A 22,409-nucleotide genomic window follows, 5' to 3' on the forward strand; every position below is an offset into this window, starting at 1 on the left:
GTTGTGTTGCGCATATCGTAGTCGGCGAAAATGGGCACGGCAAGAGGCCGCACCCATTCAGGTCAAACGGTATCGAGGTAAAGATCGAGCTGCTCTTCAGGGGTCAATTCGTTAAAGTTTAGCATTTCTTGCCGTTTGGTCAGCACGAAATTATCAACCAACATCGGATCAAAAATCCGGCGTGCAATCGCGCTTTTGTCGAAGGCTTCGATCGCCTCGGCCCATGTACCGGGGACCTGCGGCAGGTCTTGGTCATAGGCGTTCCCGGTGATTGGCGGTCCCGGTTTCAGCTTGTCTTCGATCCCGATCAGGGCAGAGCCAAGAACGGCGGCGAGGAACAAATAAGGGTTAACATCGCCACCCGCGACACGGTGTTCAACGCGCCGTGCTTTCAGGCTACCACCGGGCACGCGGATCGACGCGGTGCGGTTTTCGTAGGCCCAGCAAATGCCAGTCGGCGCATGCGAATTTGGCACAAGACGTTCGTAGGAATTGCCGTGAGGCGCGAAAATCAGCGCCAAATCGGGGATACCCTTCAAACAACCAGCGATGGCGTTGTGCAGCAGTTCTGTGCCTTCAAACGTGTCGTTGGCCATCATGTTATTGCCCGCATCATCGATGATCGAGAAATGCGTATGTAGCCCGTTGCCTGCGTAATCTTCGTAAGGTTTCGCCATAAAACTGGCGGCCATGCCGTGGTTCCGCGCTAATCCACGGACTAGCATCTTGAACAGCCATGCATCGTCAGCGGCCTTGAGCGCGTCTGGGACATGTTCGAGGTTAACCTCGAATTGGCCAGTGCCCGCTTCGGAAATCGCGGCCTCGGCGGGGATATCCATCAATTCGCAAGCGTCATAAAGATCGTTAAAGAATGCGTCAAAAGCATCCAAAGCCCGCAAGCTAAGGATTTCCGCACCGGGACGACGTTTCCCAGATTGCGGCGAACGTGGTTGCCTGATCTCGCGACCACTGTCGTCGATCAGGTAAAATTCCATCTCGGTCGCGGCAACTGGGGTCAATCCTAGCGCCTTGTAGCGGGCGACGACATTGGCCAAGGCATGACGCGGATCACCCGCATAGGGTGTGCCATCTTCAGAATGCATCCAGACAGGGATCAGCGCAGAAGGGGCGGACAACCAAGGAATCGGCACATAGCCGCGCTCTGTTGGCAGCAGCAATCCATCAGGATCGCCGGTCTCGAACACCATTGGGCTATCGTCGATATCTTCGCCCCAAATATCGAGGTTCATCACGGATAGCGGAAAGCGCGTGCCTTCGGTTTCCAACTTTTCGGCAAAGCGGCGCGGGACGCGCTTGCCGCGGGCTTGACCGTTTAGATCTGCGGCACCGCAGCGGACGTTTCTAACTTCGGGGTGATCGTGAAGCCAACTCATTTTGTGTTCTGGTCCTTGGCCCAAATTGGGTGGTTATGACCTTGTTTTACTGGACTTCGGATGTCTAAGCCAGTGGGAAACAGCGGCCGATATTTTGGTCGTAAGTTTAGCGAATAATCTGTGGTCGAATGCGCAACCGCTTGCGGTTCGCAGATGGTAAATGGCGATTCAAACGGGCGTTAATCAGGCCGAAAATTCCAATCACACAGAGCGTCATCAAAATGAAATACCCCGCCAAAATCGGATAGGGAATGAACGGGTTGAATGTCTTGTCAGCAAAATAGCTGGCGTAATACAGGGCGTCGCCGCGCTGTTGAAACGCTGGGAAACCCGCGAAGAACACAAGCGTCGTGGCGTGGAAAAGAAAGATCGCCTCATTGGTGTAGGCGGGCCACGCGAGGCGCAGCATCGTCGGCCAAATCACACGCTTAAAACGCGGCCAACCTGTCATGCCATAGGCGTCGGCGGCTTCGGTGTCGCCTTTAGGGATCGACTGTAACGCACCGTAGAAAATCTCGGCGGTATAGGCCGAAGTATTCAGCACAAGGACCACCAACGCGCCGAATGTGGCCGAGGTGAGAGGGCTGAAAATAGGGTAAACGCCTTTGAGCGACAGGAACAAAAAGTAGGCGAAAAAGAATTGAATAAACAGCGGTGAACCACGGAAAACAAAGATGAACCATTCGGCAGGCTTGCGGGCGTAGGGGCTAGGATTTGCCTTGCCCATGGCCACCAGCGTCGCGATGCAGAACCCGATCAGCAGCGCCAAAACGCCGAAATAGATGTTCCAGATCATGCCAGAGCCGATCAGCGTGAATTGCTGACAAAGCGTAAAATCGCTGCGTGGTAACAGGCGTTCGCCGTAACCAATTGACCGGAACGCGTAGGTGGCGATGGTTTCATAACAGGTCATACGGCGGCCTTGCGTTGGGCTTCACCAGCGGCGGTGGCTTGGCCGCGCGTCAATTTAACCATGATCCGGTCTAGGACGACTTCGGATACTTTGGTGAAGCACAGATAGAAAACCAGCAACGCGCCAAAGTACCACATGCGCCAATCTGCGTGCGGGTAATCGGTAAAGTTCGGTGTTTTCGAGCCACCCATTTCGCGGGCCCAATAGACGATATCTTCGACGCCAAGCAGGAACAAAAGCGGGGTCGCTTTGATCAGGACCATCCACAAGTTCGACAGGCCGGGCAGGGCGTAAACCCACATCTGCGGCACAACGATGCGCCAGAAGGATTGACGGTGTGTCATCCCGTAAGCTTCGGCAGTTTCGATCTGGGCATGAGGTACGGCGCGCATCGCACCGAATAAAACGTTCGCCGCGAACGCGCCAAAAACGATGGCAAAGGTTAACACGGCGAGGGAAAACCCGTATACTTCGTGCATCCATTGCGGGTCATTGCCAAGCGGTAGTTTGGCGGCCTGACAGACGACAAAATCGCTGCCTTGGCGGATCGGTTGGTCCCAGTCGGGGCATTTGATCTTGTGCCGGACGTATTCAATCGCCTGATCTAAGGCGATGACAAAGAACAAGAAAAACACGATGTCGGGGATGCCGCGCACAATCGCCATGTAGGCTTTGCCGATCCAGCGCAGCGGGGCCAGATTGCTACGCGCCGCAGTCGCACCACCAAAGCCGAATGCCAGCGCGATAGGGGCCGTAATGGCGAGCAAGGTTAACACGGTTCCAAACGCCCAATACATGTTCATGTGCTTGCCTGTGGTCAGGTAGCAGGACAACCATGTGAGGCCCTCTAGCGAGGCGGGATCGGTGCAATAGTCAAAAATGGGGTAGCCCAGACGTGCGGTTGGAATGAGTTGTTTTGGCGAAATGAAGACTGGCGTTGCGCCCCGATGCGGGACCGAGGCGCAAGAATTAGCTTATTCGAAAGTGGCGCCGATTTCCCACTTTTCGATCAAAGCGTTCAGCGAACCGTCCGCTTTCATGGATTGCACGGCTGCAGTCAGCGTGTCGCGCAGGTCTGTATCGCTTTTGCGGACACCAGCGGCCACGCCGCCACCCAGAAGCACTTCACCGATGATGCTGAGGTCAGCTTCGGAATCTGCGACTGGCTGCAAGAAGGATGCGTCGGCCAGAACCGCGTCAGCTTCGCCATTTTTGACGGCTGCGACAGTTTCTTCTGGTGTTGCGAATTCCAACAATGTGGCACCCATTTCAGCGACATGTGCTGCTTGGATTGTGCCAGTTTGTGCGGCAATCACAGCGGATGCGAGGTCGATGTCAGCGGATGCGCCAAGGAAAGATGACGGATCAGGCTGGGAATAGTTTTCGGAGAAATCGATGACTTCTTCGCGTTCTTCCGTGATCGACATGCCTGCGATGATGACGTCGTAGTTGCCGGAAACGAGGTTCGGGATAATGCTGTCCCACTCGTTTGTGACCCATTCGCAGGTCAGTTCGGCGCGTGCGCACAGCTCGTCGCCAACTTCGCGTTCAAAGCCGTCTACTTCGCCTGCGTCATTGATGAAGTTCCACGGAGGGTAGGCGCCTTCGGTGCCGAGACGCGTGACGTCTTGGGCCATTGCCATTGTCGAGACGAGCGATGCAATCGCTGTTGTCAGGATCAGATTTTTCATCAGATTTCTCCCAATTGATGAGTTGATTTTAGTGTTGGGTCGCAGAGAGAAATCCCTGCAACCGTTCCGTTTGCGGATTCTTGAAAAGCGTTTCTGGGTCGCCTTGTTCTTCGATGCGACCTTGGTGCAAAAACACGACATGGTCACTGACGTCGGCGGCCATGCGCATGTCGTGGGTCACGATCAGCATGGTCCGGCCTTCGGCTGCTAAGTCTTTGATCACTTTGACCACTTCTTGTTCAAGTTCGGGATCAAGAGCAGAGGTCGGTTCGTCAAATAGCAGCGCTTTTGGTTCCATGCAAAGCGCGCGCGCGATGGCAGCGCGTTGTTGTTGGCCACCGGATAGCTGCGCTGGATAGACATCGCATTTGTCGCCGATCCCGACTTTGGTCAGGTATTCGCGGGCTTTTTGCTCGACTTCGGCTTTGCTGCGGCCCAGCACGGTGACGGGGGCTTCCATCACGTTTTGCAGGATCGTCATATGCGCCCAGAGATTGAACTGCTGAAACACCATCGACAGATTTGTCCGGATGCGGATGATTTGTTTCTGGTCGGCGGGGCGGCGGTTGTGCCCTTCGCCTTTCCATGTGACGGGTTCGCCGCAGAACAGGACCTCGCCGGATTGGCTATCCTCAAGCAGGTTTGCGCAGCGCAGCAAGGTTGATTTGCCAGAGCCGGAAGAACCGATCAGCGACACCACATGCCCAGCAGGGGCCGCGATATCGACGCCTTTGATCACTTCGAGTGAGCCGTAGGATTTATGCAAATCACGGATTTCAATTACGTTTTCGGTTGTCACGGATACGTGGCCTTCTTTGCTTTGCAGATCAATAGGCCGCATTTTTTGGGATTCGGCAATGCGTGACTTTGCGGTGCAACCTGTGATTTATTCCGACGCGGTCACAGCGATGCGTGCGGCGTTGCTATCTTGGTCGGTGACGCCAAGCATCGGGGCGACCATCCGCATCAGGCTGTTTTCCTCGGCGTCGCGTTCCCCGTCGGCCAGCACGATTTCCCACATGGCGGAAATTACAGCGCGGCGATCCTCGTAGGCGACCGAGTCTTTGATCGCGCGGGTAAAGCGCACGGTGTCGGGGGCCTCTGTTTCCAAGGTTTCGCAATCGCTACGCAATGCCGTTGTTTCCGCGTCAGACAACCCGTAGCGTTTCGACAAAATCCGGTCGATGCGCTGCACTTCGACGTCTTGATAATCCCCATCGGCGCGGGCGAGCCGTACAAGGAGCGCACCCAAAGCCAAGCGAGCGTCAACATCAGGAAGCGGGGCGGGGTCTGTGGCCAACAGGCCTTTGAGAAAATCTGCAAACATGATCTGGATATAGGGCCGCAAGGTTGGAATGAAAAGTCGGATGTTTCGCACGCGAAACGTATTATGTACAGCGTGCGGTGATATTTTGTTAATATTTACAAAGTGTTACTCAAGGTTTGCGAAGCGCGTAGAAAGCCATTTTCCTTCGTCTTCAAGGCCGAAAGGTGGGTTAATCACGAACATACCTGACCCCACCATGCGGTGTCCGATGCGGGCGGGGGGGAAGCTGACTTCGTGGCTGAACGCGTCGGGGTGGTTGCGTTTCAGGTCATTAACCATCGGGACATGCGGTCCATCCGTCAGGATCGGATACCAAAGAGCGATCACGCCAACGGGCCATTTGCGGTTCAACTTGCGGATCGTGTCGGGAATGGTTTCGTAGTCAGTTTTGATCTCGAACGACGGATCAATCAGCAACAGACCGCGCCGTGGATCGGGCGGGCATTGCGACAAGGCCATTTCCCAGCCGTCGCGTTGCTGACAGATCGCAGAGTGCGGTTTCATGTTCTGCTGCAGGTGGCCGAATTCCTGCGGGTGCAATTCGCTGAGGAACAACGGATCGGACGGGCGCAGCACGTGTGCGGCCACCATCGGCGAGCCGGGGTACGCGTTGCGACCGTGTTCGGCGGTTACTTTGTCCAAGGCCTGCGCGTAAGGATGATTGGCGTGGAACCATTTGCGCGCAATCGCGATACCCTGCGCCGCTTCGCCTGTTTTTGTGGCCATTTCGTCGGTCGTATCATACAGCCCGCGGCCTGCGTGGCTTTCCATATAGGTTAACGGCTTGTCCTTGCGCGTCATGTATTCCAGCATCCACGCCAACAATGCGTGTTTGTGCACATCGGCCATATTGCCAGCGTGATAAGCGTGTTGGTATGACAGCATTGGCGTCTCCTTGGGTTGCGCTATGTCCTATGGGACAGGGCGTGTCGCGCCAAGGTTAATCGGGCCTACAGGCCGAAAGGAAATGTAATGAAGTGTGTTTTGATAGCTGGACTATGTGTTTTCGCCAGCGGGGCGAGCGTGAGTGCCGAAGTGCTGAGCTTTGATTTGGGTTTAGGTGTGCAGTCCACGCCGGGGTATTTCGGTGATGACGACGTTGAAAGCGGCGCGACTGGATCGTTTGCGCTGGACCGATTGGTACTGGGTGGGCTGACGATTGGTGGCGGTGATCCAAACGGTTTCGGGTTCAAAGGCGCATTTCGTGCGATTAGCGAACGCTCTGCTGATGACCATGCGGAACTGGCTGGATTGACTGACGTTGATGCGGCCGTCGAAGTCGGCGCAGGTCTGACATTTACCGCGTTGCCGGATGGGGTTTCCACGACGCTGGGTAACTACGTCTTTGCCGAAGTCCGCTACGGCGTTGTCGGCCACGAAAGCTATGTCGCAGAGATCGGAACGGACGTGATTTACAAGCCGTCGACAGAGTGGGAATTCCGCGCTGGACCGCGTTTGTTTGCGGGTGATGACGATTACGCGGCGACGTATTTCAGCGATACACGTGTCGGCTACGAAGCGGACGGCGGGCTGCTGTCGCGCGGTTTTCAGGCCAGCGCAGGTTACGATTTTAGCGATGATTGGGGGGTGCTGGGCACGGTGCGCTACGACCAGTTCACGAATGACGCGGCCGATAGCCCGATTGTGCAAAACGGGTCAGAGGATCAGGTATCGATGAGCCTGATCGTGACCCGGGCAATTTCGTTTTAAGTCATCGTTTAGACAAGGCGGCTGTTTTCAACGGCCGCCTTGACGAACCCTTCGAACAGCGGATGCGGCGCGAATGGTTTGGATTTCAGTTCCGGGTGGAATTGCACACCGATAAACCACGGGTGATCTTTCCATTCGACGATTTCTGGCAGCTTGCCATCAGGTGACATGCCAGAGAACGTCAGGCCGCATTCTTCGAGCTTTTCACGGTATTTTGTGTCCACCTCGTAACGGTGACGGTGGCGTTCTTCGATGTGCGTGGTGCCGTAAACTTCGGCAACTTTAGACCCATCGACCAGCGTCGCGTCATAAGCGCCGAGACGCATGGTGCCGCCTTTGTCGTCGCCTGTGCTGCGGGTCACGGCATGGTTGCCCTGAACCCATTCCTTGAGGTGGTAAACGACGGGCTCGAAGCGTTTTTTGCCCGCTTCGTGATCGAATTCCTCGGACCCTGCGTCTTTCATGCCAGCCACGTTACGCGCGGCCTCAACAACGGCCATTTGCATGCCAAGACAGATGCCAAGGTAGGGTACTTTGTTCTCGCGGGCATATTGCGCCGCTTTGATTTTGCCTTCGGTGCCGCGTTCGCCAAAACCGCCTGGCACGAGAATCGCATGGAAGCCTTGGAGGTAGGGGGCCGCGTCGCCTTTGTCGAAAACTTCGGCGTCGACCCATTCGATTTTGACTTTGACACGGTTGGCCATGCCGCCGTGCGTTAGCGCCTCTGCGATGGATTTATAAGCGTCTTCGAGTTGCGTATATTTGCCGACGATCGCGATTTTCACGTTACCCTCGGGGTTGTGAATCCGGTCGTAGACGTCATGCCACACGTCGAGTTTCGGCATCGGGGCGGGCGAGATATCGAAGGCGTCCAGCACGGCCTGATCGAGACCCTGCTCGTGGTAGGCTAATGGCGCCTCGTAGATGGATTTCAGGTCGTAGGCAGGTACGACACAGTTTTTACGGACGTTACAGAACAGCGCGATCTTCTCAAGCTCGCGATCAGGGATCGGGTGCTCTGACCGGCAAACAAGCACGTCAGGTGCGATACCGATGGATTGCAGTTCTTTGACAGAGTGCTGCGTCGGTTTTGTTTTCAACTCGCCGGATGCTGCCAAATACGGCAGCAATGTCAGGTGCATAAAGATGCACTGACCGCGTGGTTTGTCGTGGGAAAACTGGCGGATCGCCTCAAAGAACGGCAGTCCTTCGATGTCGCCCACAGTGCCGCCGATTTCGCACAGCATAAAGTCAACTTCGTCGTCGCCGATGTGCAGGAAGTCTTTGATTTCGTTTGTGACATGCGGGACCACTTGGATCGTTTTGCCAAGGTAATCGCCGCGCCGCTCTTTTTCCAACACGGTGGAATAGATCCGGCCAGAGGACACAGAATCGGTATTGCGGGCATGAACGCCCGTAAAGCGTTCGTAGTGACCAAGGTCGAGATCGGTCTCAGCCCCATCATCGGTCACGAACACTTCGCCATGTTCAAACGGCGACATCGTACCGGGATCGACGTTCAGGTAAGGATCAAGTTTGCGCAGACGGACCGAAAAGCCGCGTGCCTGTAGCAATGCGCCTAGGGCTGCGGACGCAAGGCCCTTGCCCAACGACGACACAACACCACCAGTAATAAAGATATAACGCGCCATGCTTGGGCTGTCCCCCGTGAGTATTTTCTAGGAATAGCGACCGTCAAAAATCGCATCATCACGGGATTTAAGAATACTCGGATTCGGCCCGCGCCCGCAACCCCCAGCACTGCTGTAATGCCGCATCTGACCCAAGATAATCCCGGGCCAGCGCGTTATGTAACAAAATCTGGTAGTTAGTTGCCTGACGGAACCAGCGGTGCTTCGCTAGATGACGATGGTGGCAACAGGCTTTCGCCCAGATCAGGTGTTGCGGCACCGTCAGTTGCGACTGGCACGTCAATCAGACGGTCCACAACCGATGCACCAGCGGATTGCTGTGCGGCTACGATGGTCAATGTGATGGATGTGGCGATAAACGCGGCTGCAAGAATCCAAGTAAACTTGCCCATGACTGTCGCGGGCGCACGGCTACCGGCGCTTCCGCCGCCACCACCGCCGCCGCCCATGCTACCCATACCGCCCTCAGAGCGTTGCATCAGCACCGCCCCAATCAGGGATAACGCCAAAATCAGGTGAATAACGAGGATGACGTTTTCCATAGTGGTATAGTGCCTACGATCAGAGTGGTTTGGGGGTATTTAGGGGTTTGGGGCGCGTCTCGCAAGGGCGGATTGCGTGGTCAGGTGTCTATATCGTCCACATCGGCCTGTCCGGACAGTTTGCGACGCACGATTGACCACGACAGCCCGATGGCCAAAACCAACGATAACACAAAAAGCGCGAGCCATGTGTTGAAGGTCGGATCAGCGAGATTGAGCCAGCCAAAGTCGAACAGCACCCAGATCAGCGTGCCTGCGACGGCCAAGATCAGCAGCATCCCAAAGACGCCAATCGAGCGCAATGACGCGCGCACGTAGATGATATAACCGATCAGCAAGACGAGGCTCGCAAGGATCGCCAGCGGCAGTTGGGTCTCATAATTCGCCATGCCCCAGCGCACGAAATTCCATTGGGTAGGGTTATATGTCGCGGCCAGCAGTACAAAGGCAAAGCCCCAACGCAACAGAAAACCCATGAAATTCGTCCCTTACCCACTCATTTAGCGTCACATTGACCAGACCTGTGCGGTGGTGTCTAGAACTTTGCGGTTTCGCCGCCCCATCGGCATGGGTATAGGGGAAACGGGATTCCTAAAGGACAGATAACATGGCAAACGTAGTCGTCGTGGGCGCTCAATGGGGCGATGAAGGCAAAGGCAAGATCGTAGACTGGTTGTCCGAACGGGCAGACGTGGTCGCGCGCTTTCAAGGCGGACATAACGCGGGCCACACATTGGTCGTCAGCGGTGAAGTTTATAAATTACACGCGCTGCCGTCTGGTGTTGTGCGCGGCGGCAAACTGTCAGTGATCGGCAACGGTGTTGTTCTTGATCCATGGCACTTGGTCAAAGAGATCGAAACAATTCGTGCGCAAGGCGTTGAAATCACGCCCGAAACGCTGATGATCGCGGAAAATACGCCGCTGATCCTGCCATTCCACGGTGAGTTGGATCGGGCGCGTGAAGGTCAGAATTCTGTTGCGAAAATCGGAACAACAGGGCGCGGTATCGGGCCGTGCTACGAAGATAAAGTTGGTCGTCGCGTGATCCGTGTGGCTGATCTGGCCGACGATGCGACGCTCGAATTGCGTGTTGATCGTGCTTTGGTCCACCATAATGCGCTGCGCAACGGGCTTGGCCTGACGCCAATCGACCGCGATGCGTTGCTGGCTGATCTTCGCGCGATTGCGCCATCTGTGCTGGAATACGCGGCACCGGTTTGGAAAGTGCTGAACGAAAAACGCAAAGCCGGTAAGCGGATTTTGTTCGAAGGGGCGCAGGGCGCGTTGCTGGACATTGATTTTGGCACATACCCGTTTGTAACGTCTTCCAACGTGATTGCGGGCCAAGCGGCTGCGGGTACAGGCATGGGACCGGGTGCGATTGATTTCGTTCTGGGCATTGTCAAAGCCTACACAACACGCGTTGGCGAAGGTCCGTTCCCAACAGAGTTGGACGATGCTGACGGTCAGATGCTGGGTGAACGTGGCCACGAATTCGGCACCACAACAGGCCGGAAACGTCGTTGCGGTTGGTTCGATGCGGCCTTGGTGCGCCAGACCTGTATCACATCAGGTGTGACCGGTATTGCATTGACAAAGCTCGATGTTTTGGACGGTTTTGAGACGCTCAAGATCTGTACCGGCTACGATCTGGACGGTGTTGTGTTGGATTATTTGCCAACTGCAGCCGATCAACAGGCGCGTTGCGTTCCGGTTTACGAAGAAATGCCGGGCTGGTCAGAGACAACCGAAGGTGCGCGTAGCTGGGCCGATTTGCCAGCCGCTGCGATCAAATATGTGCGCCGCGTGGAAGAGCTGATCGGCTGTCCGGTTGCGATGTTGTCGACATCCCCCGAGCGCGAAGACACGATCCTCGTGACGGATCCATTTGCTGACTAAAGGTGCGACATGGCGTTAAGTTATAAAGCCCGCAAACGTTGGGCGCTGGTTGTACTGGTGCTCGGCATACCGCTCTATATCGTGATGGCGGTGACGATCATGAACATGCTGGGGCGACCATCGTTGTGGGTCGAACTGGCGGTTTATGTGGGGCTAGGCGTGCTTTGGGCGTTTCCGTTGAAGGCGATTTTCAAGGGGATTGGCCAAGCTGACCCCGACGCCTGAGATAAAATCGCTTTGACGGCACGGTTTTACGCTGGAAATCTATCGTAACGATTTGAGATCAAATGCAAAAAGGGCCGCAGTTTCCTGCGGACCTTTTGTTTATTGCGGTGGCTTATGCCGACCGTGCGTCTGGACGGAAGCGTGTCTGTTCAGACACTTGGAACCGGCCATTGCGGACTTTACTGATGCGGCCCTGACGCAAAAGCGTCCCGAAAGAGCGCAGACCGTCCTCACGGCTGAATTCTTCGTCTGTGGTCAGCTGCACTTTTTTCATGATTTGCGGACGAGAGAAGTCTTCGACGCCTTCTACGAATGATGTGTAGGCTGCGGCTGCTTCGAGCAGGTCAGGCAATTCAGTGGCACCCATTTGTGCTGCGAATTGAGCGAAACCGCCAACCTCTGGCATTTCAACGGCTTGGGCTGCGACGCGGCGTGGTTGCACGTCTGGGCCTGTTGCTGCGTCATCTTCGTCAACGCGCTGGGATGCGACCAATTTGAGCGGTGCTGCGCGTGGACGTTCGGACCGGATGTTTTGGTCGTCTGGTGCAACTGCGCGGCGAGGGCGCACAACCTGATCCAAATCTTCGCGGAATGGTTCCTGCTTCATCGCGTCACCACCGGATTGATCGCCAAGCTGACGGGCTGCTTCGGTTGCTGCAACTGCAGCTTTGAGTTGGGCAATCGCGTTGCGGCGACGGCTGCCTGTTGGCTCGCTGAGCGCTTCGTCGGTTTGCGTCATGATGCGTGACATGGCCGCGTCATCTGTTGCTGGCAACATTTCGCGTCCAGCGCGCGCTGGTGCTTCGACAACTTCTGGCATCTCTACAGGCGCTTGGGCGACGTCTGGCATCTCAATCGGTGCTTCGGCCACGTCTTCGACGATGATTTCCGCGACTTCTGGTTCGTCATCTTCGATGGAAACAACGTCTTCGGCGACGGCTGCGAGTTCACGCAGCAGGTCGTCTTCGTCGTCGTCGGACAGGTTGCCAGCAGGAATTGCTGCGGCAATGGCTGCGCGAATGTCGTCGTGTGTCGAGGTCTGCTTTGCAACTTCGTCTTCGACGACTTCGATGTCGGCTGCTGGTTCTTCAGCAACGTCTGCGATGATGTCTTCTGCGACGACGTCTGCCACGGTTACGTCTGTGATGGTGTCTTCTGCAACAACATCTTCAACTGGTGCTTCTGCGGTATCTTCGACGGTTGGTGCAACTTTTGACGTTACAGACTTCAAGGCTGCGGCCACACGTTTTGCGACACCAGAGTCGTCTGTCTCTGATGGTTCTGCTGCGACGACTTCTGCTGGTTTGTCCTTGCGCAGACGCACGATGCGGGCGCGGACAATTGGTTTCGCCGGTTGAACAGGCTCGGCCTTTGTGGCCTCTTCTGGTTCGTCGATGTCGTTGAGGTCAGACGAGACATCTTCGTCAGCTTCTGCTGCGACTTCATTTGTGTCTGTTGGGTTGACCGCTTCGGCCTCGGCCTCGGGCTCGATTTCAGCTTCAACAGCTTCAATCTCTGGCGCGTCGATTTCTGGCTCGTTTACCAGTTCGGCTGCTGCGCTTGTCTCGTCAGTGGTGTCGGCCATAATGTCTTCGGCGGTGACGCTGACCTCAGGCTCAGAGGTCGCAGCCACATCGTCTGTTGCGGTTGCGTCCTCGTAGGTTTCTTCGACTGGTGCGGCTGGTTTGCCAACAACTGCACGGATGCGCTGCAATTTGGCTGCAACACTTTCCGCGTCGGGATGTTGTGGGGTCACTGGGGTCGTGATTTCATCGACTACAGACGTCGCGTCGTCGTCTGCTTCCGGTGTTTCGCGGGATGCCATCAATGGTGCGGCTGGCATCAGTGAGGACGGCGAATCGCTGTTTTTTGGTGCTTCGGCCTTGGGGGGCATCGCGACAGAGTTTTCTGCGGCTGGTTTTTCAGCGGCGTCGTCTTCTGCCATGGTTGCACGCAGGCGGATGCCTTTGCCGTCCATCTTGGCCTCGACACGGCGCGAAATCTCGCGTTCCGCAATCTTGGCGAGCATTTCTGCGTCTGGCGCAGGTGGTTCCGCACCAAAATACCGGTCTTCATGAGCCAAATCGCGGAAATATTCCGCAATTGCCTTCATGGAGTGAAAAGAATCGTCGAACCCTTCGAGGGTACACGAGAAGGTCCCATATGAGACGGTAAGAATCTTTGTTGATCCAGCCATGATTTATGCTCGCTTTCTGCCATTCGCTTTGACAGTCTGTTTACCACCAATTGGTTCCCAATCCGGAACAACACCGCGGTTATTCCAGTATTATTTCGTGTCTGAAATATGGCAGGTTCATCCAAATAAGGCAAAACCCCCATGACAGAGTTGATCGTTGACGTCACCGACCCGATCGCATTGATCGGTGGTGCACAGCTTAGCCCACAACACCTTAACATACTGCAAACACTGACCCAAACCTTTGTTGCGGCTGATAGTGGTGCGGATCATTTACTAGGTGCGGGGATCAGTCCGGCGGCTGTGATCGGTGATTTCGACAGTCTTTCAGACGACGCTAGATCAGCGTTTTCGCCACAATTGCATCATGTGACAGAACAGGACACGACGGACCTTGAGAAGACTTTGAACCGCATTTCTGCGCCTGTGATCATTGGCGCAGGATTCTTGGGCGGGCGATTGGACCATTCTTTCGCGGCGTTAAATGCGTTGGCGCGATCCGCAGGGATGCCGTTGATATTGTTGTCTGATACCGAATGCTGTTTCCGCGCGCCAAACACGCCATGGCAGATTGACCTGCCCCAGGGCACACCTTTTGCGATACTGCCGCTGCACGATGTGGTGGCCAGCACGGCGGGATTGGTGTGGGATATGGACGAGATGGCGCTAAGTCCGATAGGTCGTGTCAGCTCGTCCAATATGACCGAGCAAGATCGCGTGACGGTGACGATTACAGGGGCTGCGATTGTGACGTTGCCACTGGATCAACTGGCTGCCGCGATAGACGTTGTTCGCGTAGAATAATGTAAAGGCCCGCCCCGACGGTGATGCAAATTCCAAGTGCGGCAAGCCCGTTTGGCAGGTCTTTGAAGATCAGCCAGCCAATCGCGGTGCCGAATGGAATTTCGAGATATTGCATCGGCGCGAGCGTAGAGGCGGGCGCAAAGCGTAGGCTGCCTGTCATCATAAGGTGCGCAATCGTGCCGAGCACGCCAAGGGCCGCGAGCATCCAGATGTCTGCGGTGTCAGGCCATTGCACATTAAATCCGGGGGCATTGGGAAAGATGACCATAAGGGGGACCACGATCACCAGCGCTTGAAGCCCGCTGACCGCTTGCAGGTGCACCGCGTCGATGGACTTGGCGATCTGGCGGGTGACGAGCATAAACAGGGCAAAGACGATAGCGACGCCAAGCGGGAGTAGCGCGGGCCAGCCGACGGCGACGAAGTTCGGTTGGATCACGAGGAGCGTGCCGAGAAAGCCAACGGCGCAGGCGTAAATCCGGTGTGGGCCGATTGCTTCGTGCAGGACGAAATGCCCAAGGATCAGCATGATGAACGGCATCACAAAGGCAATCGCTAACGCGTCGGCTAACGGTAGATACCACAGACTTGTGAACATCAGCGCGACGCCCGAGATGTGCAAGCAGGTCCGTAGCAAGATTTTCGGAAAGGTGCCTGCGGGCGTGCGCAATGTGCCGCCGGACAGCAACACAAGCGGCGTGAGCATCGCCGCTTGGATGCCGAACCGGACGCATATCAAGCCCATCAGGGCCACGGTATCGCCCAGCAGTTTTGCCATCGCATCGCCAAGCGGGGCGAGAATGCAAAAGCCGAGCATAAGAAGAATACCGAAAAAGGGGCGATCTTGGGTCATTTTAGGATCTGGGTTGCGATGTTTGAGGGCGGCAATAGGCGATGGTTTGTGATGAAAGTGCGGGAGCCTCCGGCGGGGATTTTGAAGAAGTCAAAGAAGCGAAAGAGGTGCGTTTTTCATCTGAGGTTTGTTAGCAATTGGGTACGTTGACGGCGAGGCCACCGAGCGCTGTTTCTTTGTATTTTTCGCTCATGTCGACGCCTGTTTGTCGCATGGTTTCGATCGCGGCGTCGAGTGGCACGAGGTGGGTGCCATCGCCGCGTAGGGAAAGTGATGCTGCTGAGACAGCTTTGATTGCACCTAAGCCGTTGCGTTCGATGCAGGGGACTTGCACCAAGCCTCTGACCGGATCGCAGGTCATGCCAAGGTGGTGTTCAAGTGCGATTTCGGCGGCGTTTTCGACTTGGGCGGGGGTGCCGCCAAGGGCAGCGCTTAGACCTGCAGCGGCCATGGCGGCGGCTGATCCGACCTCTGCTTGGCAACCGCATTCGGCCCCTGAGATTGAGGCGTTGAACTTGATCAATCCGCCAATCGCGGCAGCCGTTAGCAGGAAGTCGGGGACCTTTTTGATTGTCGCACCCGGCACGTGGTCGAGGTAGTAGCGGATCGTCGCAGGCACCACGCCCGCAGCGCCGTTTGTGGGCGCCGTCACGACTTGACCGCCTGCCGCGTTTTCCTCGTTCACGGCCATCGCGTAGGTCGACATCCAGTCGTTGATCGTGTGCGGTGCGGACAGGTTCATGCCGCGTTCAGCCTGTAGGGCATCGTGAATGCTCTTGGCGCGGCGTTTGACGTTCAAGCCGCCGGGAAGGATGCCGTCGGTGACGAGGCCGCGATCAATGCAGGCTGACATGACCTCCCAAATGCGGGTGAGGCCGCGGTCCAGATCGCTGTAACCCATGCGGCTGAGTTCGTTTGTACGCTTCATATCCGCGATGGATTTGCCGGATTTTTCCGCCATTTTAAGCATGTCGTTGGCTGTCGTGAACGGGAAGGGGACGGGCGCGCCTGTGTCGGAATCTTTGCCATCCGCCAATTCGGTATCGGTCAATACAAAGCCGCCGCCGATGGAGTAGTAGGTCTGGCTGATGATCACGTCGCCTTGGCTGTCGGTGCCGTGCAGTTTCAGCCCGTTGGTGTGACCGGACAACGGCGGGCCGTAGTCGAACAAGAGATCAGCGGTCGGATCAAAGCGCAGCGCGGGCAGGCCGTCGGGTCTGACGATGTGTTCGGATTGGATCAGGGTGTAGGCTGCATCGGCTTTGTCTTTGTCGTAATCATCCGCACGGAACCCTGCCAGCCCAAGGATCACAGCGCGGTCTGTGGCGTGGCCAACACCGGTAAAGGCGAGCGAGCCGTGCAGCGATGCTTTGACGCCGGCAATCGCGAAAGGCTGGGCGCGCAGGTGGTCTAGGAAACGCGCCGCTGCGACCATCGGGCCGATAGTGTGAGAGGATGACGGGCCGAGCCCGACTTTGAACATATCGAATACAGATAAAAACATTAGGTGGCGCTGCCTATTGGAGGATTGGGGAGGTGTGGATCGGAAAAAACTGTTGGGCCAAGACCTTCTAGAGCGCAAACGTCATGTACTTTGCGTTGCGTCTCAAAGGATTTGGCGAAGGCCATGAGGACTGGAAACTTGGACAAATCGAACCACGCTGCGTCGCCGCCGTAAAGTGCTGACCAACGTAGCATGGGGGCTAGGTAACAGGCCAGAACGGGGCATTGGACCGTGTCCCAACGATCATTCAACTGGGCGAAAAGCGTGGTTAATCGCTGCCGCGTTTGTCTGCGTAAGCCGTCAGGATCGGTTGGCATGTATTTCTCAGGATAGAATAACATCCGCAAGGCGGGATGCAGCGTATTCGAGAGCCACATCAGTTGCGATAACGCGGTGCCGCGCTGGGCATCGTGCGGGGCGGGAAACACGCGGCCAGGGCTACGATCCGCAAGCCAGAGCAGGATCGCCGCGGTCTCGTAAATCGGGCCGTTCGGGGTTTCCAGCGTTGGGATCAACCCGTTGGGATTGATGCGTAGGTAAGCGTCGGACTTTTGCGCCTGCTTGGCGCGGTTAACCAAGACCGCACGGCATGGCACATCCATTTCCGCAAGCAAAAGCCGAACGCAAAGCGATGCATTATCAGGGGCGTAGTGCAGGGTCAGGTCTGGCGTCATTCGGGGATGATAGCGAGCCTGTCGCGGAATGAAACCGCCGAAAACGACCCAATGGCGGGTCTATTCGGCCTCGGTTGTCGGTGTTGTGTTTTGAATTTTAACGTTTCCTCAATGCTTTTGGCAGCCTATACACCGATCAAACACATTCTCACCGGAGCCGCCCCAATGTCGTCTGATCTTTCGCCCATCGACAAAGCCAAATTTGTGGCCGCTAAACGTGCGGCGCAATTCGTGACAAGTGGTATGAAGGTAGGGCTTGGGTCCGGTTCGACCGCTGCGTGGTTGGTCCAATGTTTGGGTGAACGGGTGCGCGTTGAAGGGTTGGCGATGACGGGCGTGCCGACGTCCCGCCGCACCGCGCAATTGGCCCGAGATGTCGGCATTCCTGTGATGTCTTTGGACGAGGCCAAGACATTAGACCTGTCGATTGACGGCGCGGATGAATTCAACGGCAAGTTGAACTTGATCAAAGGCGGCGGCGGTTCGTTGCTGCACGAAAAGATCGTGGCGACGGCGTCAGAGCGCATGATTGTCATCGCAGACGCATCCAAGCGGGTCGAAACGCTGGGCGCATTTCCACTACCGTTAGAGCTGATCTCGTTCGGTTGGCAGACGACCAAAGCACTGGTCGAGGAAACTTTGATCGGGTTAGACGTGCTGGGTCGCACGGCGAGTTTGCGGATGAATGGGGACGCGCCATTTGCGACGGATGAGGGCAACTATATCCTTGATCTGCACCTGCACAGGATCGGCGATCCACGGCAATTGTCCATGATTGTGAATCAGATACCGGGCGTTGTTGAGAACGGTTTGTTCATTGATATTTGCGACGCGATTGTTGTGGGCTACGGCGATGGTCGGGTCGAGGTGACGGATATTAACGATGGATCAATCGAGGAAACGCGCTTTGATTTCGTTGAGCGCGACAATATTTTCGCTGATTAATCATGAACGCAATGGGTTTAGCGGGATGCGCTAAACCTGTTGTTAACGTGTATGCTGCACTGTCGGCGCGACCTCACACGCGCGAACGTGACAAAGGTTACACGGACGAGGCGTTGTAGTCTGGCTGCGACACACTTAGTTTATCGCTGAATTATGAATATATGTGAGGACTTGAAGATGGCTTTTGATTTTGACTTGTTTGTCATCGGCGGCGGCTCTGGTGGTGTGCGTGCTGGTCGGGTTGCGGCCCAGAACGGTGCAAAAGTCGCTCTGGCCGAAGAGTTCCGCATGGGTGGCACCTGTGTGATCCGTGGCTGTGTTCCAAAGAAATTGATGGTCTTTGCGTCCCAGTTTTCTGCGGCATTTGTTGATGCAAAAGAATACGGCTGGGATGTCGGTGTGAAGCCGACGTTTGGCTGGATGGGTTTTCGGACGAAATTGCACGCTGAGTTAGAGCGCCTTGAAGGCATCTACCGCAAGTTGTTGGACAACAACGATGTGACGATTTTCGATAGCCGTGCCGTTGTGAAAGACGCCCACACTGTTGTGCTGAATGATGGTAAAGAAATCACCGCCAAGACGATCTTGGTCGCTGTTGGTGGCCGTCCGGTTGTGCCTGACTTTGAAGGGTCAGAGCATGCGATCACGTCGAACGATATCTTCTTGCTGGACGAGATGCCGAACAAGATTTTGATTGTTGGCGGCGGTTATATTGCGTCCGAATTTGCCGGTATTCTGAATGGGTTGGGCGTCCATGTGACCCAAGCCTACCGTGGCGAGCAGATTTTGCGCGGCTTTGACAACGAGGCGCGTGAATTGATTGCGTCCGGTATGGTTGAAAAAGGCGTGAATTTGCAGCTGAACACGGATGTCGCCAAGATTGATAAAGTGGGGGAAGCGTTTGCTGTGACGTTCAAGGACGGTGCAGTGCATACGTTTGATCAAGTGATGTATGCGACGGGACGTCGTCCGAATACAGACGGCATGGGCCTAGAAGACGTCGGCGTTGCGCTGGGCAAAAGCGGGCAGATCGTCGTGGACGAATATAGTGCGACTGCTGTGCCGTCGATTTATGCTGTGGGCGATGTGACCGATCGGGTGCAACTGACGCCTGTGGCGATCCGCGAAGGCATGGCGTTTGTCGAAACTGTAATCAAAGGCAATCCAACGCCTGTGGACCACGACTTGATCCCGTCTGCGGTGTTCACGCAGCCGGAATTTGGCACGATTGGCCTGTCCGAAGAAGACGCCGCCAAGCAAGAAGCCATCGAAGTTTATGCGACGACGTTCAAACCGATGAACCATTCCTTTGCCGGTCGCGATGATCGTGTGATGATGAAATTGGTCGTATCAAAAGCCACGCGCAAAGTGCTTGGTGTGCATATTGTCGCAGATGGGGCGGGCGAAATGATCCAAATGGTCGGAATCGCCGTGAAAATGGGTGCAACCAAAGAAGAATTCGACCGCACTGTTGCAGTTCACCCTACAATGTCCGAAGAACTCGTGACGATGAAAGAACCTGTCCGCACGACTTGATTTCGGAGGTTCGGTCTACACATATAATACGACAGCCCGGATGATGCGGGCGGCAGAATGGGAAGCACAATGGCAGGGAATAACGGTGGCCCTTGGGGCGGCGGTGGAAATAACGGCTCAAATGACGGCGGCGATGACAAGCGCGGCAGCAATAATGGTGGGCGACGTCCCGGCAATGATGGGCCGCAAATCCCTGAGATTGACGAGTTGATGAACAAAGGTCGCGAACAGTTGCGCGTCTTGATGGGCGGCGGCGGTAATGGCGGTCGGAACAACGGGACTGGCGGTGGCAGCGGTGGACCGCAGATCACACGCGGTATGGTTGGACTGGGTGTCTTGGTCGCGGCTGTCGCATGGGTTGCGGCGTCCGCGTACACCGTCAAACCCGAGGAGCAATCTGTTGAACTGATGCTTGGTAAGTATTCATCAACAGGCGGTCCTGGTCTGAACTTTGCGCCTTGGCCGATTGTGACCAAGGAAATCCTTGCTGTTACATCCGAGCGTAACATTGATATCGGTGTGAACCGCACTGGGTCCGAAGCAGGGCTGATGTTGACTGGTGACGAAAACATCGTGGACATCGATTTCCAAGTTGTTTGGAACATCACTGATCCGCAGAAGTATCTGTTTAACCTCGCAAACCCGCCTCAGACTATCGAAGCGGTTTCTGAATCGGCGATGCGCGAAATTATTTCGCAGTCCGATCTGGCTCCGATCCTGAACAGGGACCGTGGTGCAATTGCTGACCGTCTGCGCGATGCGATTCAATCGACAATGGATAGCTACGATTCTGGTGTGAACATCGTGCGTGTTAACTTTGATAAGGCCGACCCGCCTGTTGAAGTTATTGCGTCATTCCGGTCGGTACAGGATGCCGAGCAGGAACGTGACCGGCTACAAAACATTGCGGATGCCTATGCAAACCAAGTGGTTGCGGGCGCACGTGGTGAAGCTGCACAGTTGATCGAACAATCCGAAGCCTATCGGTCACAAGTTGTGAACGAAGCGCAGGGTGAGGCGTCACGTTTCACTGCCGTTTTGGCCGAATATGAAAAGGCCCCAGAGGTGACGCGCAAGCGTCTGTATCTGGAAACCATGGAGCAAGTCCTTGGTGGCGTTGACATTATTCTGCTCGACGAGGGTGCGGGTGCTAATGGCAACGGCCAAGGTGTTGTCCCGTATCTGTCCTTGAATGAATTGCGCCGCAACACGACCACCGATGGAGGGTCCAACTGATGAATAAGTCAGCATTTCTTTTGCCAGCCGTTGCGGTTGTTGTCGTTGGGCTATTGTCGTCGGTATTCATCGTAGATGAACGCCAAAAGGCGCTTGTTCTGCAATTTGGTCAGATCGTTCGGGTGAAAGAAGATCCCGGTCTCAGCTTTAAATTACCGTTGATTCAAGAGGTTGTGCGCTACGATGACCGTATCCTCAGCCGTGATTTTGAACCGCTAGAAGTCACGCCGTCTGATGATCGTCGTTTGATTGTTGATGCGTTTGCCCGTTACCGGATCGCAGATGTGGAACGGTTCCGCCAAGCTGTCGGTGACGGCGGCGAAGAGGCCGCGGCGCGGCGTCTTGATTCGATTTTGCGTGCCGAAACACGTGAAGTTTTGGGGTCTGTATCGTCCAACGACATTCTGTCCGTTGATCGTGCTGCCCTGATGCTGCGTATTCGTAATCAAGCGATTGCAGAAGCCAATGCGCTAGGTTTGCAAGTGGTCGACGTGCGGTTGAAGCGGACAGATTTGCCGCCAGAAAACCTCGCCGCGACTTACGAGCGGATGAAAGCAGAGCGCGAACGCGAAGCGGCTGACGAGATCGCACGTGGTAACGAGGCAGCCCAGCGGGTGCGTGCGGGTGCTGACAGGACAGTTGTGGAATTGGTATCTGATGCGACGCGTCAGTCCGAAATCACACGCGGTGAAGCAGATGCCGAACGCAACGCGATCTTTGCCGAAAGCTTTGGTTCTGATCCGGAATTCTTTGAATTCTACCGGTCAATGACAGCTTATTCGCGTGCGCTGACATCTGAGAATTCAACGATGGTTTTGTCGCCTGACAATGAGTTCTTTAACTACCTGAAGTCTGACGAAGGCGCGTCTGCGAACTAAGGTTTGCACGCAAGATATTTCTGGGGAATGGCCGGCACATACGCCGGCCATTTTTCGTTTGTGGCGTTATAAGACGAGAAAATATCGTCCAATTCCATAGAGATAGAGTACCGTGAACATCACGTTAATCCATTTGAGTTGAGGTTCTGTGCGCAGCCAGCCGCAGTAAATCCAAATAAGACAAAAGGGCAGGCTGAATAGCATGGCTCCTAGGTGCCAGCCTTGAATCACGCAAATTGTACTGCAAAATCCAAGGACAAAGGCCACCCATTTCATTGGCTGCTCGAAGGCAGCGAACGACGTCAGCGTCATAGACAGGCTTTCAGGTAAACAGCGCCGTGGACCCGGCGGTCTGCTACGTCTCATATATCAGATTAGCCGCATTTTTCTACCGCGAATCCAATCGATGAATGATAATGATCGGGCAG

The 22,409-nt window shown here is 55.6% G+C and carries 22 protein-coding genes; 8 read left to right on the forward strand and 14 right to left on the reverse strand.

From position 1 onward, the window contains the following. Positions 1–62: 62 nt before the first annotated feature. The 7 genes from FHS72_RS11480 to FHS72_RS11510 form a co-directional block, all read right to left on the reverse strand. Positions 63–1,394 (reverse strand): glutamine synthetase family protein, encoded by a 1,332-nt coding sequence (locus FHS72_RS11480; protein WP_183529231.1) that lies wholly within the window; start codon positions 1,392–1,394, stop codon positions 63–65. A gap of 106 nt (positions 1,395–1,500) precedes the next feature. Further along, a complete protein-coding gene (locus FHS72_RS11485; protein ID WP_183529233.1) occupies positions 1,501–2,307 on the reverse strand; it encodes an ABC transporter permease in 807 nt (268 codons plus the stop codon). Continuing rightward, a complete protein-coding gene (locus tag FHS72_RS11490; protein ID WP_183529570.1) occupies positions 2,304–3,188 on the reverse strand; it encodes an ABC transporter permease subunit in 885 nt (294 codons plus the stop codon). The genes FHS72_RS11485 and FHS72_RS11490 overlap by 4 nt, the downstream gene beginning before the upstream one ends. Positions 3,189–3,281: 93 nt before the next feature. Then, positions 3,282–3,998, reverse strand: a complete 717-nt coding sequence (locus tag FHS72_RS11495; protein ID WP_183529235.1) for a transporter substrate-binding domain-containing protein — start codon at positions 3,996–3,998, stop codon at positions 3,282–3,284. Positions 3,999–4,026: 28 nt separating this feature from the next. Then, a complete protein-coding gene (locus FHS72_RS11500) occupies positions 4,027–4,839 on the reverse strand; it encodes an ABC transporter ATP-binding protein (protein WP_183529237.1) in 813 nt (270 codons plus the stop codon). Between the two features lie 45 nt (positions 4,840–4,884). After that, positions 4,885–5,325, reverse strand: coding sequence for a tellurite resistance TerB family protein (locus FHS72_RS11505; RefSeq protein ID WP_183529239.1), 441 nt, complete (start codon positions 5,323–5,325; stop codon positions 4,885–4,887). 105 nt (positions 5,326–5,430) lie between these two features. Beyond that, positions 5,431–6,210 carry a 23S rRNA (adenine(2030)-N(6))-methyltransferase RlmJ gene (locus FHS72_RS11510; protein WP_183529241.1) on the reverse strand — a complete coding sequence of 260 codons (780 nt, stop codon included), beginning with the start codon at positions 6,208–6,210 and terminating at the stop codon, positions 5,431–5,433. A gap of 87 nt (positions 6,211–6,297) precedes the next feature. Here FHS72_RS11510 and FHS72_RS11515 point away from each other — a divergent pair, with 87 nt between their 5' ends. Next, positions 6,298–7,035: a MipA/OmpV family protein gene (locus FHS72_RS11515; RefSeq protein ID WP_183529243.1), complete on the forward strand. Its 738-nt coding sequence runs from the start codon at positions 6,298–6,300 to the stop codon at positions 7,033–7,035. Positions 7,036–7,043: 8 nt separating this feature from the next. Here the strand turns inward: FHS72_RS11515 and pyrG are convergent, their stop codons facing one another. The 3 genes from pyrG to FHS72_RS11530 form a co-directional block, all read right to left on the reverse strand. Continuing rightward, positions 7,044–8,687: a CTP synthase gene (gene pyrG / locus FHS72_RS11520; protein ID WP_183529245.1), complete on the reverse strand. Its 1,644-nt coding sequence runs from the start codon at positions 8,685–8,687 to the stop codon at positions 7,044–7,046. Positions 8,688–8,863: 176 nt separating this feature from the next. Next, positions 8,864–9,229, reverse strand: coding sequence for a preprotein translocase subunit SecG (gene secG, locus FHS72_RS11525; RefSeq protein WP_183529247.1), 366 nt, complete (start codon positions 9,227–9,229; stop codon positions 8,864–8,866). 80 nt (positions 9,230–9,309) lie between these two features. Beyond that, positions 9,310–9,705: a DUF6524 family protein gene (locus FHS72_RS11530; protein WP_183529249.1), complete on the reverse strand. Its 396-nt coding sequence runs from the start codon at positions 9,703–9,705 to the stop codon at positions 9,310–9,312. A 131-nt stretch (positions 9,706–9,836) separates the two neighbouring features. On the opposite strand from FHS72_RS11530, the gene FHS72_RS11535 reads away from it, so the two are divergent. Together FHS72_RS11535 and FHS72_RS11540 are read left to right on the forward strand one after the other, a co-directional pair. Beyond that, a complete protein-coding gene (locus FHS72_RS11535; protein ID WP_183529251.1) occupies positions 9,837–11,129 on the forward strand; it encodes an adenylosuccinate synthase in 1,293 nt (430 codons plus the stop codon). A gap of 9 nt (positions 11,130–11,138) precedes the next feature. Then, complete coding sequence (locus tag FHS72_RS11540; RefSeq protein WP_183529253.1) at positions 11,139–11,354, forward strand: DUF2842 domain-containing protein; 216 nt, start codon at positions 11,139–11,141, stop codon at positions 11,352–11,354. A 112-nt stretch (positions 11,355–11,466) separates the two neighbouring features. Here FHS72_RS11540 and FHS72_RS11545 read toward each other — a convergent pair whose 3' ends face one another. After that, on the reverse strand, positions 11,467–13,551 hold the full coding sequence (locus tag FHS72_RS11545; protein WP_183529254.1) for a prolipoprotein diacylglyceryl transferase: 2,085 nt from the start codon (positions 13,549–13,551) through the stop codon (positions 11,467–11,469). Between the two features lie 141 nt (positions 13,552–13,692). On the opposite strand from FHS72_RS11545, the gene FHS72_RS11550 reads away from it, so the two are divergent. Further along, positions 13,693–14,355 carry a thiamine diphosphokinase gene (locus FHS72_RS11550; protein WP_183529255.1) on the forward strand — a complete coding sequence of 221 codons (663 nt, stop codon included), beginning with the start codon at positions 13,693–13,695 and terminating at the stop codon, positions 14,353–14,355. Here the strand turns inward: FHS72_RS11550 and FHS72_RS11555 are convergent. From FHS72_RS11555 to FHS72_RS11565, 3 genes are all read right to left on the reverse strand, one after another. Then, positions 14,282–15,208: a DMT family transporter gene (locus tag FHS72_RS11555; protein WP_183529256.1), complete on the reverse strand. Its 927-nt coding sequence runs from the start codon at positions 15,206–15,208 to the stop codon at positions 14,282–14,284. The two genes, FHS72_RS11550 and FHS72_RS11555, sit on opposite strands and share 74 nt — an antisense overlap. A gap of 130 nt (positions 15,209–15,338) precedes the next feature. Further along, complete coding sequence (locus tag FHS72_RS11560) at positions 15,339–16,712, reverse strand: L-serine ammonia-lyase (RefSeq protein ID WP_183529257.1); 1,374 nt, start codon at positions 16,710–16,712, stop codon at positions 15,339–15,341. Next, complete coding sequence (locus FHS72_RS11565; protein WP_183529258.1) at positions 16,712–17,386, reverse strand: glutathione S-transferase family protein; 675 nt, start codon at positions 17,384–17,386, stop codon at positions 16,712–16,714. The genes FHS72_RS11560 and FHS72_RS11565 overlap by 1 nt, the downstream gene beginning before the upstream one ends. Positions 17,387–17,551: 165 nt before the next feature. Here FHS72_RS11565 and rpiA point away from each other — a divergent pair, with 165 nt between their 5' ends. The 4 genes from rpiA (at position 17,552) to hflC (ending at position 21,981) form a co-directional block, all read left to right on the forward strand. Further along, positions 17,552–18,331: a ribose-5-phosphate isomerase RpiA gene (gene rpiA, locus FHS72_RS11570; RefSeq protein WP_183529259.1), complete on the forward strand. Its 780-nt coding sequence runs from the start codon at positions 17,552–17,554 to the stop codon at positions 18,329–18,331. A 177-nt stretch (positions 18,332–18,508) separates the two neighbouring features. Further along, positions 18,509–19,867: a glutathione-disulfide reductase gene (gene gor, locus FHS72_RS11575; RefSeq protein ID WP_183529260.1), complete on the forward strand. Its 1,359-nt coding sequence runs from the start codon at positions 18,509–18,511 to the stop codon at positions 19,865–19,867. Positions 19,868–19,936: 69 nt separating this feature from the next. Then, a complete protein-coding gene (gene hflK, locus FHS72_RS11580) occupies positions 19,937–21,103 on the forward strand; it encodes an FtsH protease activity modulator HflK (RefSeq protein WP_183529262.1) in 1,167 nt (388 codons plus the stop codon). Beyond that, complete coding sequence (gene hflC, locus FHS72_RS11585; RefSeq protein ID WP_183529264.1) at positions 21,103–21,981, forward strand: protease modulator HflC; 879 nt, start codon at positions 21,103–21,105, stop codon at positions 21,979–21,981. Before hflK ends, hflC begins: the two co-directional genes overlap by 1 nt. Positions 21,982–22,409 lie beyond the last annotated feature (428 nt).

Origin of the sequence: Yoonia ponticola, assembly GCF_014199395.1 — a bacterium.
In the GTDB taxonomy this organism is placed as follows: Bacteria; Pseudomonadota; Alphaproteobacteria; order Rhodobacterales; family Rhodobacteraceae; genus Yoonia; species Yoonia ponticola.

Bases quoted from the DNA above. Each gene is read 5' to 3' on its own strand.
- FHS72_RS11540 (WP_183529253.1), top strand. From the start codon at position 11,139: ATGGCGTTAAGTTATAAAGCCCGCAAACGTTGGGCGCTGGTTGTACTG.
- FHS72_RS11505 (WP_183529239.1), bottom strand. From the start codon at position 5,325: ATGTTTGCAGATTTTCTCAAAGGCCTGTTGGCCACAGACCCCGCCCCG.
- rpiA (WP_183529259.1), top strand. From the start codon at position 17,552: ATGTCGTCTGATCTTTCGCCCATCGACAAAGCCAAATTTGTGGCCGCT.
- FHS72_RS11555 (WP_183529256.1), bottom strand. From the start codon at position 15,208: ATGACCCAAGATCGCCCCTTTTTCGGTATTCTTCTTATGCTCGGCTTT.
- hflC (WP_183529264.1), top strand. From the start codon at position 21,103: ATGAATAAGTCAGCATTTCTTTTGCCAGCCGTTGCGGTTGTTGTCGTT.
- FHS72_RS11565 (WP_183529258.1), bottom strand. From the start codon at position 17,386: ATGACGCCAGACCTGACCCTGCACTACGCCCCTGATAATGCATCGCTT.
- secG (WP_183529247.1), bottom strand. From the start codon at position 9,229: ATGGAAAACGTCATCCTCGTTATTCACCTGATTTTGGCGTTATCCCTG.
- pyrG (WP_183529245.1), bottom strand. From the start codon at position 8,687: ATGGCGCGTTATATCTTTATTACTGGTGGTGTTGTGTCGTCGTTGGGC.
- FHS72_RS11515 (WP_183529243.1), top strand. From the start codon at position 6,298: ATGAAGTGTGTTTTGATAGCTGGACTATGTGTTTTCGCCAGCGGGGCG.
- FHS72_RS11510 (WP_183529241.1), bottom strand. From the start codon at position 6,210: ATGCTGTCATACCAACACGCTTATCACGCTGGCAATATGGCCGATGTG.
- FHS72_RS11560 (WP_183529257.1), bottom strand. From the start codon at position 16,712: ATGTTTTTATCTGTATTCGATATGTTCAAAGTCGGGCTCGGCCCGTCA.
- FHS72_RS11485 (WP_183529233.1), bottom strand. From the start codon at position 2,307: ATGACCTGTTATGAAACCATCGCCACCTACGCGTTCCGGTCAATTGGT.
- FHS72_RS11480 (WP_183529231.1), bottom strand. From the start codon at position 1,394: ATGAGTTGGCTTCACGATCACCCCGAAGTTAGAAACGTCCGCTGCGGT.
- FHS72_RS11535 (WP_183529251.1), top strand. From the start codon at position 9,837: ATGGCAAACGTAGTCGTCGTGGGCGCTCAATGGGGCGATGAAGGCAAA.
- hflK (WP_183529262.1), top strand. From the start codon at position 19,937: ATGGCAGGGAATAACGGTGGCCCTTGGGGCGGCGGTGGAAATAACGGC.
- FHS72_RS11530 (WP_183529249.1), bottom strand. From the start codon at position 9,705: ATGGGTTTTCTGTTGCGTTGGGGCTTTGCCTTTGTACTGCTGGCCGCG.
- gor (WP_183529260.1), top strand. From the start codon at position 18,509: ATGGCTTTTGATTTTGACTTGTTTGTCATCGGCGGCGGCTCTGGTGGT.
- FHS72_RS11495 (WP_183529235.1), bottom strand. From the start codon at position 3,998: ATGAAAAATCTGATCCTGACAACAGCGATTGCATCGCTCGTCTCGACA.
- FHS72_RS11550 (WP_183529255.1), top strand. From the start codon at position 13,693: ATGACAGAGTTGATCGTTGACGTCACCGACCCGATCGCATTGATCGGT.
- FHS72_RS11500 (WP_183529237.1), bottom strand. From the start codon at position 4,839: ATGCGGCCTATTGATCTGCAAAGCAAAGAAGGCCACGTATCCGTGACA.
- FHS72_RS11545 (WP_183529254.1), bottom strand. From the start codon at position 13,551: ATGGCTGGATCAACAAAGATTCTTACCGTCTCATATGGGACCTTCTCG.